This window comes from Paenibacillus cineris (assembly GCF_018333335.1).
GTDB lineage: Bacteria > Bacillota > Bacilli > Paenibacillales > Paenibacillaceae > Paenibacillus_AQ > Paenibacillus_AQ favisporus.
In genome coordinates, this window is the sequence record NZ_BORU01000001.1 from 2,949,886 (window position 1) to 2,963,327 (window position 13,442).

The following is a 13,442-nucleotide window of genomic DNA, read 5'->3' on the forward strand; positions in this document are numbered from 1 at the left end:
CTTATCCGATGGGGGATGAAGGGGAAAATATGTTTCAATAAAGCTCCCTGCCTACTCAGCTTGCGTGGGCGCGTTCAGCTCCCTGTACGTTTTTGGCGACAGCTTGGCGACCGCTTTGAAAGACCGGTAAAACGTAGACACGGAATCGTAGCCGACTTCGAAGCAGATCGATATAATGTCCTTACCGGTTTCCACCAGCAGCTTCTGGGCGACGCGGATGCGTACCTCGGTCAAATATTGCATCGGTGTCATGTTATACCGTTCCTTGAAGATGTTGTTCACATGCCGCGTGCTGATGTCCAGCTTGGAGGCGATGTCCCCCGCGGTCAGCGGATCAAAATACTTCGAATCGATATAGCTGCGAATTTTCTCGGCACGCAGCTTGTTGGAGCTGGTGCCCGCTCCGGCAGCCTCCGTTCCGGCCGATCGAACCAGCAAGAGCAGCAACTGAGACAGCTGGACTTTGAGCGAAAGCCGGACGAGCGGCGACAGCTCCCTGGACTGCTCGAACAGCATTTTCCTCAGCAGCTGACGCAGTTCGCTCGCAGCAAACAATCCCGGCTTCATCAGGCAGGAGGCCGGAAAGTATGCGTGGAGCAGCTGCGCCCTCATATCCGGATCGAGCACTGCCTCGTCAAACGCCAACACTAACAAGGTCAGCCTGAAGTCGGACATGACGGAGTGGACGGAATACGGAACGATCAGCGCCGTATCGTCGACCGCCAGCTTCCGAACTCCCCCTTCCAACCGGATAGCGCCTTCTCCCTCCAGCACAAATAGCAGCTGGTACGTCTGGTGATAATGCTCGGACACGAGATGTCCGCCTGTATGCTTCTGCTCGTATAAATCTATCGCATTCCTGGACAAGTCGATCCATTTCATCGTCACGGCGAAGCCCCCGTTTTTTTAGCATTACATGTAAAGCCATTTTAGCGCGATCTGCGGCTTCGATACAACATTTTAGAACAAGTGAAGCTGACATGAACATTTATCGTTTGAATAAAAATAGCCGCGGTACGCGGCTAATAAGCGTGTATGTTCTTGCGTCTTACATGACCAAATCAATCTGGCAGCATACCCCTTCATTGTTCTAATATTTATAATCTATCTCCAAGTTCTCTCCCCGCTTTATTCCATAGTGTTTGAGGGCTCGGATGCCACAGCTGCCGAGGACGTAAAATAGGCCTGCAGCCTCCGGTTCAACCATATGGAAGCCGCAATAAACAACGCTACTCCGATTAACTTGACGGGCTGGGCAATAAAATCGGACAGATGCATTCCGATATAGGAAACGCAGAATACCATGACACCTTTGCCTAGAGTTACGGCTGCCGCAAAGGAAAATGTCGGCATTCGCGTTAATCCCGCGGCCATGTTTATAACTACGAACGGTCCTATCGGGAGCATGCTTAAGAGAAAAACGAAGCTAAACCCGTTCCTCTGCGCCCATACCATGGCCATCCGTACTTTGGGCCTGACCGCCCAGCGTTGAATAAATGGTGTATCCGACGCTTTGCGAAAAAGCCAAAACGTAAGAAAACTGCCCGTTACAAGGCCGATCCACGAATATAAAAAACCCAGCCACAATCCATAGATGGCGGCATTGGCGCCGACAATCATGATAGTAGGCAGCGGCGGAACGAAAGACTTTAGAAAAGTTAGCAGAATGCCGGGCAGCGGCCCCAGCGAGCGGAAACGCTCCAAAAGGAGTTCGATGTTTTGCTCCGTAAAATACTCCATTATGCTGATCTCAGCGCCTAACATAGAATGTGTTTCCCCCTATAACTCCAAGTGATTTCATGATAACTCTATATGATGCTCTTATTTTCTAAGGTAGCAGAAGTTCTGTCCGCATCATTGTACTATTCAAATTTTAACTGGAGCGAATCACAAATTGGCATATAGCCTATCTTTTGATAGATGCTATTAGACGTTGGATTTGCTAGGTCTGTATATAAGACGCACTTAGTAAATCCTTTATCCAATGCAAGTTGGCTTATTTGTGCCACAATTGAAGTAGCGTAACCCTTCCTGCGTTCATATGGAGGGGTATATACAAATGCCACGCCAATAGCCGTCTGCAATTCCCTTGTATATCCTGCCATAGAAACGGGTATCCCGTTGTCCTCTAAAATATAGAGCTTTTTTGATGCTATTCGGTAGAGGTAAGGGTCTGCATTTTGCGGGATGGACATTTCTGTTTTGCCATAACTCCCCGCTGCATAAAATGCTTCAGCCCAGTATGGGAAAAAGTGAATGTCCTTTTCATTTAGCAATCGAACGATACCAACCTTTTGAATGTCTGGGTTTACTGCCGTAAGTTCATAGATACGTTGGCTCATGGTGGTTTTAAAGGTTATTCCCTTGCGCAAGGTATATTCTTTGGCAAAATATTCTGCCAAGGTTTTTTCAGTTATCACACCTGGAATTTCACGGTCTTTCAGCCCGTCTATCAGACAGTTTATCGCATCCGGGTTAACGATGTTGTCTGTTGCATAAAGCGTAATATTGTGTGGCGGAGTCATTATGGCGGTAAGCTGTACGCCCTTAGCATCCGAAATAGTTGCCATAAGCCAATTTACAGGGTCACGCCAGTCTGTTTTGTCTTTTCCTTCATGCCCAATGATGATATTGCCAAGAGGAATCAAATTTTGTGCTTCATGACGCATCAGCACATCATAGGTGTCATTGTAAAACTCATGCACATCCGTATACAACTTGAATTGCATTGCAATATCACCCTTTCATCTGCTCAATTCCTGATCTTTAACCCAGCCTGTTAAACTACACCAATCCCTACCCAATGCTTCAGCATCATCAAATTCAAGTTGCCGTAATGTCATACGTACTGTAACATCAATTTACTCATTCGATAACCCTCCAATTTAATAAATATTCTATGAAGACGCAAAAAAACCCCATCCCATTAGGGACGGAGTTGCTCCGCGTTACCACCCTGATTGACGTTTATAATAAGCGCCCTCTTAGCCATCGTCCAACAACGATGCTTCTTTGTAACGGTAGAATCCCGGGCCCATCTACTATAATTCGGAGGCCAGCTCTGAGGTGATTTTTGATTCGGATATCCGCTGCCTCGCACCAACCGGCAGTTCTCTGAACGGCGTTTCCTGATCTACTTGTCCTCTTCACCGCATTTGGTAATTAATAATTAAGTTAACCATACATGTTCTTGTCTTTTTCGGCAAACATTTTTTATGCATTTTTTATATTTGATATCCCAAAAATTAAATTTTTTTGAACATATACCCATGTCCCCATAATGTCTGAATCCATCCATTTCCTTCCGGGTAATAGGAGAATAGCTTATCACGCAGGCGTTTAATGTGGGTATCTACTGTACGCCGGTCGTAAATCTCTCTGTGCGATGACTTCCAAATTTCAGTATGCAATACTTCACGAGAATAAACTTTTTCTTGATGTGTGATCAGGAAATAGAGCAGATCATATTCTTTCGGAGTCAGATGGACCTCATTTTGTTTCACCATAACACGGCGTGCTGAAGGATAAAGCACAATTTCACCAATCTTAAAACCGTTATTTAGCAAATCACCGGTTTCAGAAACATAGGGACTGGGAGAATATACACGGGTTATCATGTTTTGGATACGCAGCACAATTTCCCTCGGGCTAAATGGCTTGATGACGTAATCGTCTGCTCCGGCTTCAAAACCTTCAATGCGGTCCTTTTCTTCCGATCGCCCAGATAACAACAGAATCGGAATATCAGGTTGTGTTTGTTTCATACACTTGCAAATCTCGATCCCATTCATGTCAGGCAGTAACCAATCCAGCACGATCAAATCATAATTTGCGTGGTTCTCACCATATCTTTCGATGGCTTGTGTACCATTCGATGCTTCTTCGACTATGAATCCTTCGAACTCCAAATACATTCGTAGAATGTTGCGAATGCGTGTCTCGTCATCAACCAGTAAAACTCTTCTATGGTTTGTTATCATTTTTAATCGCCCTCCTACGCCTGAGTGAACGGAATCAACCAGTTAGCTTACAGGAGCTCAAGCGGTTTAAACCCCAGATTCACCAATCATCTGTAGTTCAATCTGTTTCAATTTATAAAAGTATCCCTTCTGTTCCATCAATTCCTTAAATGAACCGATCTCCACAATTTCGCCCTGCTCCATGACGACAATCTGATCCATCTTCTCTAAACCGGTCAGGCGATGACAAATGAGAAGAAGTGTATCTCCGCTCGCTTGCTCGTACAATTGCTTTAGAACGCGCTGCTCGGTTACATAGTCCAGAGAAGACGTTGGTTCGTCCAGCAACCACAGATGTCTTTTGCGCAGCATGGCTCGTGCTAAGGCAAGACGCTGTTTTTCTCCATCGGATAAGTTTTCACCTTTCTCATAAACCACCTGGTTTAGCGAAACATTTGGTAATTGGGCTTTAGCAAGTACCTCCATTAGCTCCTCGTCAGAATGTTCATCTGCATTCTCCAACAGATTTTCACGAAGCGTCCCTTTGAAAAAATGGCTTTGTTGCAACACTACATTTGTCAATTCCCAGATGTTTTCCTCATCCAATTCGTTAATCAAGACTTTGTTTATGCGTATATTCCCCGATGTTGTTGTTCGCAGTTTGAGCAACAACTCGATTAATGTAGATTTTCCTGACCCGCTCGGCCCAACAATCGCTGTTTTAGAACCTGCAGCAAGATGCAGTGAGAAATTCAATAGTGCTGGCCGCCACTCCCCCTCGTATTGAAAAGTAGCATTGCTTATTTCAATGGATACAGGTATATCGGTTGGCAAAGACTCAGACTTACTTGATCGTAATGTTGCAGCTTGAGATGGTATTGTTTCCGTCAGCCGATTGGCTGCATGTTCGCTATCTTGCTTATATGCAGGTAATACGGCCAAAGGAGCTGCCTCTTCGAAAACGGTTTGCGTGGCCATGACCAGCATGGCAAGAAATACGCCAGCAAGTCTTCCGTCCAGAATCAAATAGGCACTGAGCGTCAGCACACCCCAAGCAACAAAAAATGTAACAAAAACATGCATGGATTGTCCCCGTAACAATTGGACAGCAGCTCGTTGCTGTTCAGCTGCCAATGAAGCTGAATAGCGCTGAAGCTGCTCCTCCCGCTGTGCCAACTGCCCATAGATCTTTAAATCACGAAATCCATAAAGTGTTTCTGTGATTTCCGTGGACAGTTTCGATCGCTGCTCACGGACCCGCTCATGAATTTTTCGTTGTCCCAACAGAACGATTCCAGGGACGACCAGTGAAGTCATCAACATTCCCAATACCAGCAAACCAGCTATCCAGAAGGAATAGGAAGCTGTAAAAAGCACCGTTGCCAAAAACACCATAATTACAATAAGCGGCGGATATGCAACGCGCAGAAAGTAGTGTTGTAAACTTTCTACATCTCCAACGATCCGTGCAAGTAAGTCCCCACTTCGATTTTTATTCAGTATTCCAGGTGTCAAAGGGATGAGCTTAGCAAAAAAGGAAGTTCGCAAACGGCTGAGGATGGAGAACGTCGCCCGGTGGGTATACAATCGTTCTCCATAACGGCTCACCGACCGGAGAAAACCTAGAAATTTCACAAGAGAGGTAAGGATAATCAATGTATAGAGCGGTGGCGCAAATACCGTTTGAGAAATCAGATACCCGCTTGCGGAAAAGAGAGCTACACCGGCTATTCCAGCAATAAACCCTCCTATTATCGAAAAGATAATATCCTTCCGCTCTTGAAACATCGCTTTCGATAACATAGCCAGCTCACTCATGCTAATTCTCCTTTTTGTTGAACAGCGACCATTTCAGCATATTGGGGCAAGCGTTTCAGAAGTTCGTCGTGACACCCTGAACCCACGATCGATCCATGGTCTACAAACAAAATGTTGGTGGCGTGTTGAATCGTATATAAACGATGTGCCACAGTAATCATGGTAGACGTTTTCGACAATGTGGAAATGGAACGTTGCAGTATGCTTTCGGTGCGCCAATCGAGCCCTACTGTAGGCTCATCGAACAATATGATGGCAGGCCGCTTCAAAAATGCGCGTGCCAGGGCAAGACGTTGCTTTTCGCCACCCGATAGTCCACGTCCGCCTTCGCCAACGAATGTATCAAACCCCTTATCCAATTGTGCTGCAACCGCTGTAAGTCCGGCTTCCTCTGCGGCCTTCTCGATTTCTGCCCTAGAAACTTCCCTACCCGCACCGATCGCAATATTTTCTGCGAATGTACCAGCAAAAATGTAAGGGTGCTGTGTGATGGAGCTAACATGTTTAAACCATTCTTCTTCATGATCATGAGAGAGTGGGTTTCCATTAACCAGAATGATCCCCGAATCCGGTTTCAGCAAACCGGCAATAAGATGAAGCAGTGTCGTTTTACCGGCTCCACTCTTACCAACAATGGCAATGTTGTCCCCCGGTTTAATAAACACACTTCCCGAGTGGAATTCAAATGAATCAGGAGCATACTGAAATCGTACATTTTTCAGTTCTATCGAAGGGGGGACTTGAAGTGGCTTTGCATGGGACAATTGAAATTTTGGCATCCGATCGTTACTATCGCTTACATGCGCGTCTACTCTATTCTTCTCAAGCATACTCTCAACCTTACGGATCGCTCCCATGCTTGTCTGCCCGCTATGGAAAGCGGTGCCTGTATTTTTTAAGAGATTATAAAATTCTGGAACGAGTAACAGAACGAGTAAAGCCGTGTGAAACGCCATTGATTTGAAAACAACCAACTGAATGGCCAACTCAAGGGCGACAATACCGATACTAAGCATCACAATGGATTCCAACATGAACGTATTCATGAATGCGATTTTCAAAATATCCATGGTTGTGTCACGATAGTTGAGACTACTGCGCTCTATCTCCTGTTGCTGACGCTGAGTTCTCCCGAATATTTTCAATGTAACCAACCCTTGAAGGGAATCCAAAAACGTACCGGAAAAGTTGGCCAGCTGCGCATATTTTTCTTCCGATTTATTTTTCGTCTTTAGCCCCACCAGGATCATGAATATCGGAATAAACGGAGCCGTAAACATCATGATCCAACCTGAGTTGGCATGTTGAGTAAATGTAACGATCAGGACCAAAATGGGAATGATCATCGCTTCCACCATTTTCGGGATGTATTGACTGAAATAACTATCCGCCTCATCTACTGCATCCAATGCTACGCTGACCCTCTCTCCCGTCTGTCCCTGAAGACTTAAACCCATGGAAACACGGGTCAAGTTTTGCAAAACAGATTCACGCATCTTGGTCTTTGCCGTGGCAGCCATATGAAGACCAATTCTCCCATTGACAAATGATAACAATGTGCGTAATGCCATCATCGCCAAAAGCATGCCAAGGATCATAGCCACGGATGAGAAAGAGGCTTTTTCCACGAAGATTCGCTGAATGGCTTCTGCAAGCAACGCAGCCTGACCAACAATGGCTGTACCAAGTGCAAAGGATATGATGCCAAGAAGAACAACATATTTTCGTTGTGCAGACATGTGTTGAGCAATGAGGTTTTTATTTCTCTTCACGTAAAAACTCTCCTCCTTCCGGAAAGTGGCCTTGAGGGAATATTCCCGTAAGAAACAATGTACTACTCTATTTGTTTCCTTTCACATAATCCGCATCAAACAGAAAAAGCCTGAAGACCAAGATCAATGAAGGAACTAAGAGACACATACCACCGATAAATGCCACAACCAGTGCGAAGCCCATAGACGAAGAGGTGACACTACTTTGAATGGTGATGTATGGATCAAGAATGTAAGGATATTGCCCAATGCCGTAAGCAAAAAAAGCACAGAAGAATTGCAGCATGATGCATATAAACGTCATCCCGTAACGGCCTCCTCGGTATAATAACCACATGGCAATCATGAAAAAGGCAACGGAGAGCGCGAGCAGCCACCATAAATCCATCATATTTTGGAAATGCCGCTCATTGTGCTGACCCAAAAAAATAAATGCTGTCAGTGCGATAACGATTGTAGGCGTGCTCCAAAAAAGCGCATAGGTTCGCATCAATTTTAATGCAGCATGATCTTCAGCACGCGAAGCGTAAAAAGCGAGAAAAGCAGCGCTAATGAATAAAACAGATACGATAGCCAGTCCAACGATGCTCCAAGACAGTGGACTGCTCAAGAGTGCCCAGTAATCCAACGAGGCCGTCTCTCCTTGTTTCAAGATAAATCCGCCTTCGGATAATGTCAGCGCCACTGACAAGGAAGCAGGAATAAGCACTCCGGTTGCTCCATACAGAAACAGATAAACCATATTATGTTTGGAGCCATAATTTTCAAATGCATAGAATGAACCGCGTATAGCGAGCAAAATGACCGCAAGACTTCCTGGGACAAGCATGGCTGATCCATAATAATAGGAGGTTTCCGGGAAAAAGCCGATGATGCCAATGTAGAAAAAAACGAAAAATACATTCGTGATTTCCCAAACTGGCGATAAGTAACGAGAAATCAGTTTATTGATGACATGATCCTGTTTGGTTAAACGAGCATAAAAGGCAAAGAAACCTGCGCCAAAATCAATGGAAGCGATGATGATATATCCGTACAAAAACAACCAGAGCACGGAAATTCCAATCAATTCGTAATTCATCATGTGTGCTCACCCTTCAATGTTGATTTGTCGCTTGCACGCTGCGTCCACGTCTCCATCTCAACTTCAGCCGGATTGTTATAGAACATGCGACGAAGCACAAGAACACTAACGGTTCCCAATACGATGTATAGTAGAAGGAAAAAGAAAAAAAGGATCCTGACGCTTGGGGATGTCGTAGCCGCTTCCTCTACACGCATATATCCTCGGATAATCCAAGGCTGCCTGCCGAGTTCTGCGTAAAACCACCCCAGTTCAACCCCTAAAAAAGCAAGCGGTGCTCCTAATGCAATCATTCGCAGTATCCACTTGTTGAGTTCGTTACGCTTTTTCCAAAATACAAATAGGAAATACAGAAAGGAAATGCCTAAGAATAAAAATCCAATGGTTGCCATTAAATCGAAAAAATAATGAACCACGAGTGATGGTTGTTCATCGATAGGAAACTCATTAAGACCCGTTACTTCTGCATTGAAATCTCCAAAAGCCAAGAAACTCAGAAATTTGGGAAGGTGGAGTGCTCCTATAATTTCATGCTCAGCATTAAGCCACCCTAAAAATATCAAATCTGCGCCGCTTTCCGTTTCAAAATGCCATTCGGCAGCCGCGAGTTTTTCAGGTTGATGTTCGGCCAAAAACTTAGCGGATACGTCTCCGGCTAATGTGTTTACTAAACTGAACAATAAAACGACAGCCATCATCAGCTTTAAGGCTTTTTTGTGGTATGCTGAAACCCCTTTTCGAAGTATTGCGAATGCAGCAACACCTGCCAGCAGAGCAGCTCCTGTTAAATAGGCCGAACTTAATACATGAAACACCTTGGAGAATGTTGCCGTACTCAGCATGGCTTGAACGGGGTCAACGGCCGTGAATTGTCCAGCTTCAAACGTAAATCCCCCTGGTTGATTCATAAATCCGTTAACCGTCGTGATAAATACTGCTGACATCCCTGCACCGACGACAACAGGAATCGTTAGTAACCAATGCATCATCGGGTTTTTAAACCGTTCCCACGTGTACAGATATATCCCAAGGAAAATGGCTTCAAAAAAGAAGGCGAACACTTCCATAAACAACGGAAGCGCAATAACATTTCCCGCAAGTTTCATGAAATTGGGCCATACCAAGGAGAGTTGTAACGAAATTGCTGTTCCTGTGACTACGCCTACTGCAACAGAGATAACGAACCCTCGTGACCACCTCTTTGCCATTAGAATATAATGAACATCTTTCTTACGAATACCGATAAACTCGGCGAGTGAAATCATTAATGGAATACCCACGCCAAGTGTCGCGAAAATAGCGTGGAATCCTAGTGTCATTCCAGTCACGAGTTTACTCCATAGCACCGTATCGATTCCCATATTAACTTCCTCCCTTCCACGCTGTTCCTGTACACAAAATAAAAAATGAAAACATCAGGTTTAGACGTAAAACCTTACGACCTACGGGGGCTAACTTATGCTCTGCTCCTTCGTGAATAAAAAGAGAACTTTTTCACATAGTAAGTTGGCATTTCCCCAAATGTGTGAGAAATGCAGTTGAAAGATTACAAAACCTGATATTTAAAATTTATTATATATTCGACGTTTAGCCTTGCAATCGTGGTCACACCTTCTCCTCTAAACGTTCAAGTAAAAATCAATTCTTTCTTACAACTCCGTGAAAAATACAAAAACCACCCGTTTGGGCTATTGCATAAGACAGCTGCCCAATTCCCTTCCGATGTGCCAGTACACCAGATTAACAGGTCTTTAGGCAGCATTGCTGCAAATAGGATGAGAAGATTTGTGTATTCATTAGCATGTGCTTGTTATCCCCATCCAACTTGCTGAGTAAAATCCCTCCTTCCAACAAGGAAAATGTAAATGATGCTAGCGCATCCACATCCAGATCCTCCCTAAACTCCCCAGCTTGAATGCCGTCCCGAATAATACTTTTCATCATATCCAAGAAGGTATGCATCCCTTGCCTTGCCTGACCACAAAGCTCCGAATGAGTATCGTCACTTTCTACAGCTGTATTCTGCATGGGACATCCGCCAATAAATGGCGGATCGTCGACGACATTCTCATAGACACGAAAAAAAGCAACCAACTTTCCTGACGCAGACTGCTCTTGATCGACCGCTTCAGAAAATTTACTGGCGACCATACTGGCAGCATAATTGTAGGCTTCAAGCGCGATCTCGTCTTTACTGGCAAAATGTCGATAGATGCCCCCCTTCTTAATTCTTGTGTCGGCAATAATATCGTTTAGCGATGTACCGGCATATCCTCTCTGGTTAAAAATTTCAGCCGATTTCATAATGATGTGTTCCCTTGTTCTGTCCCCTTTTTTCATGAGCTCCTCCGTATGAACCGTATTTTATTTCATTTGTTTTAAACGAATTACCCAATTCGTCCTTGCAATTCACTCATATCATGCTAATATAAAAAATACCGATCGGTCTCTTTTCGCATTATACAGTAAGCCATTCCAGAATGAAATAGCGCTGGGTCATTTTTATTCCATTGCAGGCATCGGCTTGTTGGAATAAATAAAACTTATAGGGGGATTTTTCAGTGACTGTAAAAGTAGGTATAAACGGTTTTGGACGAATCGGACGACTCGCTTTTCGCCGAATTCAAGATGTGGAAGGCGTCGAGGTTGTAGCAATTAACGACCTTACGAACGCTAAAATGTTAGCACATCTGCTCAGATATGATACGACGCAAGGCACTTTTCACGGTGACATTGAAGTCCATGACGGAACCTTCAAAGTAAACGGCAAAGAGGTTAAGGTTTTGCTAAGCGGAATCCTGAAGATCTTCCTTGGGGTGAGCTTGGCGTTGATATTGTTCTCGAATGTACAGGCTTCTTCACCACAAAAGAAAAAGCCGAGCTTCACCTGAAAGGCGGAGCGAAGAAAGTCGTCATTTCCGCCCCTGCTACAGGCGACATGAAGACGATCGTATACAACGTGAACCATGACACCCTGGACGGAACGGAAACCGTCATTTCCGGCGCTTCCTGCACAACCAACTGCCTGGCCCCTATGGCTAAAGCTCTGCACGACAAGTTCGGTATCCAATCCGGGCTGATGACGACCATTCACGCATACACGGGTAACCAGAACACGCTTGACGCTCCGGATCCAAAAGGCGATTTCCGAGCTGCTCGCGCCTCAGCGGAGAACATCGTTCCCTACTCCACCGGTGCTGCAAGAGCCATTGGCCTGGTTCTTCCAGAACTGAAGGGCAAACTGGATGGGGCATCTCAACGTGTACCTGTACCAACAGGTTCCGTGACTGAACTCGTTGCCGTTTTGAATACCAAGGTAACGGTTGAGCAAGTTAACGATGCGATGAAAGAAGCTTCCGATCCAGAAACTTTCGGTTACACGGAAGACGAAATTGTATCTTCCGATATCAAAGGCATCACATTCGGTTCGCTCTTCGACGCCACGCAGACGAATGTTCTGACCGTCGGTGACCAGCAATTGGTGAAAACCGTAGCTTGGTACGATAACGAAATGTCTTATACAGCCCAATTGGTTCGTACGCTGGAGCACTTCGCTAAGATCGCTAGATAAATATTCAAAAGATGGAGAGAAGGAAAATTCTATGAAGGATGCACCCCACAATACGATGATGCCGATTCGGTGATAGCGCTCTGCGAAGGCTGGGACGCTGCATCCCTGCTTCACGTTACAGATCGCTGCGCAAGGTGGAACCTCCCACTTCTGCGGTTCTTGAGCAAATCCGCGGCGGCGCCATGCGGTCTCTCCTGAATTCCGAACCGAAAGGATGATCACTCACAATGAAAATTCTCGTCACGGGAGGCACCGGCTTGCTCGGCAGCCGCATGATCCCGAAGCTCGTGGAGGATGGTCACCAGATATTCGCCCTCACACACTCTGTATCATCTCACGCCATACTCAAGGCCATGGGTGCGAGGCCGGTCGATGCCGATCTCGAAAGCAGCACGCCAATCGTGTTACCGATGATCGATGCGGTTGTGCATGCTGCCGCCCTTTTCCGCTTTTCAGGGCCTCGCGAACCCTTCTTCCGTACCAACATCGATGGCACCGCAGCCTTGCTGAAGGCAGCCGAGTCCGCCTGTGCGAAGACATTCGTCTACATCAGCGCGGCGGGGATCCACATGGATAACGGCGGTACGCTCATCCGCGACACCGATGAAAGCGCGCCGACTTTCCCGAACCACTTCTCCGCCTACCTGGCGAGCAAGGCACGGGCCGATTCATTGGTTCTGGCAGCCAACAAACCCGGCTTTCGCACGATCGCGCTTCGCCCACCGGCTATCTGGGGGCCTGGTGATCCGTTTAGCCGAGCGCTTTCCGAAGCAGTCGGATCTGGACAGTTCGCGTTCATCGACCGTGGCGATTACCCTTTTTCAACCTGCCATGTGGACAATGTGATTGAAGCCATACAATGCGCTCTTGAACGCGGAGAAGGCGGCCGTGCCTTCTTCATCAAAGACCAGGAAGGGCACACTTTCCGTGAGTTCGTCGCCTCGCTTGCGAACTTGCAGGGCCTGTCCATCGATAAGGTGCGTTCGATGCCCTACTGGCTCGTCTCTGCCATTGGCCGGCTGTTCGACACGATCTGGGCCGTCAATCGGAAAGACGGCGATCCGCCGATCTCGCAATCGATGATACGCATGATTGGGCGTGAGTTCACCGTCAACGATACCGCTGCACGTCGAGAGTTAGGCTATGTCGGAAGAACTTTACGCGATGCTGGTTTGCAAAGCTATGAGGAACCATCTGCTCGACGATAGGGCTTTGGAGGGCAAACGACGGCAATCGAT

Annotated in this window: 10 protein-coding genes, 1 pseudogene and 1 other annotated feature; of the genes and pseudogenes, 2 read left to right on the top strand and 9 right to left on the bottom strand. The window is 46.1% G+C overall.

Annotated elements, in window-relative coordinates:
* Positions 1-51: 51 nt before the first annotated feature.
* From KI379_RS13730 to KI379_RS13770, 9 genes are all read right to left on the bottom strand, one after another.
* A complete protein-coding gene (locus tag KI379_RS13730) occupies positions 52-882 on the bottom strand; it encodes a helix-turn-helix transcriptional regulator (RefSeq protein WP_244169225.1) in 831 nt (276 codons plus the stop codon).
* A 246-nt stretch (positions 883-1,128) separates the two neighbouring features.
* The gene (locus KI379_RS13735; protein WP_076165180.1) at positions 1,129-1,764 is read right to left on the bottom strand and encodes a TVP38/TMEM64 family protein; all 636 of its coding nucleotides are present in this window, start codon (positions 1,762-1,764) and stop codon (positions 1,129-1,131) included.
* Positions 1,765-1,862: 98 nt separating this feature from the next.
* Positions 1,863-2,729 carry a GNAT family N-acetyltransferase gene (locus tag KI379_RS13740; RefSeq protein ID WP_212983894.1) on the bottom strand — a complete coding sequence of 289 codons (867 nt, stop codon included), beginning with the start codon at positions 2,727-2,729 and terminating at the stop codon, positions 1,863-1,865.
* 196 nt (positions 2,730-2,925) lie between these two features.
* Positions 2,926-3,159: a binding site (T-box leader), on the bottom strand.
* An 86-nt stretch (positions 3,160-3,245) separates the two neighbouring features.
* Positions 3,246-3,980 (bottom strand): response regulator transcription factor, encoded by a 735-nt coding sequence (locus KI379_RS13745; RefSeq protein WP_076165176.1) that lies wholly within the window; start codon positions 3,978-3,980, stop codon positions 3,246-3,248.
* Between the two features lie 66 nt (positions 3,981-4,046).
* Positions 4,047-5,777 (bottom strand): thiol reductant ABC exporter subunit CydC, encoded by a 1,731-nt coding sequence (cydC, locus tag KI379_RS13750; RefSeq protein ID WP_212983895.1) that lies wholly within the window; start codon positions 5,775-5,777, stop codon positions 4,047-4,049.
* Positions 5,774-7,549, bottom strand: coding sequence for a thiol reductant ABC exporter subunit CydD (gene cydD, locus KI379_RS13755; RefSeq protein WP_212983896.1), 1,776 nt, complete (start codon positions 7,547-7,549; stop codon positions 5,774-5,776). The genes cydC and cydD overlap by 4 nt, the downstream gene beginning before the upstream one ends.
* Before the next feature lie 67 nt (positions 7,550-7,616).
* Positions 7,617-8,633, bottom strand: coding sequence for a cytochrome d ubiquinol oxidase subunit II (locus KI379_RS13760; protein WP_244879285.1), 1,017 nt, complete (start codon positions 8,631-8,633; stop codon positions 7,617-7,619).
* Positions 8,630-9,994, bottom strand: coding sequence for a cytochrome ubiquinol oxidase subunit I (locus KI379_RS13765; RefSeq protein WP_212983897.1), 1,365 nt, complete (start codon positions 9,992-9,994; stop codon positions 8,630-8,632). Before KI379_RS13765 ends, KI379_RS13760 begins: the two co-directional genes overlap by 4 nt.
* Before the next feature lie 379 nt (positions 9,995-10,373).
* A complete protein-coding gene (locus tag KI379_RS13770; RefSeq protein ID WP_076165166.1) occupies positions 10,374-10,973 on the bottom strand; it encodes a TetR/AcrR family transcriptional regulator in 600 nt (199 codons plus the stop codon).
* Positions 10,974-11,194: 221 nt separating this feature from the next.
* Between KI379_RS13770 and gap the strand changes: the two are divergent.
* Together gap and KI379_RS13780 are read left to right on the top strand one after the other, a co-directional pair.
* Positions 11,195-12,204, top strand: a pseudogene (gene gap, locus KI379_RS13775) (type I glyceraldehyde-3-phosphate dehydrogenase).
* Between the two features lie 227 nt (positions 12,205-12,431).
* Positions 12,432-13,412: an NAD-dependent epimerase/dehydratase family protein gene (locus KI379_RS13780; protein WP_212983898.1), complete on the top strand. Its 981-nt coding sequence runs from the start codon at positions 12,432-12,434 to the stop codon at positions 13,410-13,412.
* Positions 13,413-13,442 lie beyond the last annotated feature (30 nt).

Coding starts and splice junctions, on each gene's coding strand:
- KI379_RS13730 (WP_244169225.1), bottom strand. CDS start 882: ATGAAATGGATCGACTTGTCCAGGAATGCGATAGATTTATACGAGCAG.
- KI379_RS13735 (WP_076165180.1), bottom strand. CDS start 1,764: ATGTTAGGCGCTGAGATCAGCATAATGGAGTATTTTACGGAGCAAAAC.
- KI379_RS13740 (WP_212983894.1), bottom strand. CDS start 2,729: ATGCAATTCAAGTTGTATACGGATGTGCATGAGTTTTACAATGACACC.
- KI379_RS13745 (WP_076165176.1), bottom strand. CDS start 3,980: ATGATAACAAACCATAGAAGAGTTTTACTGGTTGATGACGAGACACGC.
- cydC (WP_212983895.1), bottom strand. CDS start 5,777: ATGAGTGAGCTGGCTATGTTATCGAAAGCGATGTTTCAAGAGCGGAAG.
- KI379_RS13760 (WP_244879285.1), bottom strand. CDS start 8,633: ATGATGAATTACGAATTGATTGGAATTTCCGTGCTCTGGTTGTTTTTG.
- KI379_RS13765 (WP_212983897.1), bottom strand. CDS start 9,994: ATGGGAATCGATACGGTGCTATGGAGTAAACTCGTGACTGGAATGACA.
- KI379_RS13770 (WP_076165166.1), bottom strand. CDS start 10,973: ATGAAAAAAGGGGACAGAACAAGGGAACACATCATTATGAAATCGGCT.
- KI379_RS13780 (WP_212983898.1), top strand. CDS start 12,432: ATGAAAATTCTCGTCACGGGAGGCACCGGCTTGCTCGGCAGCCGCATG.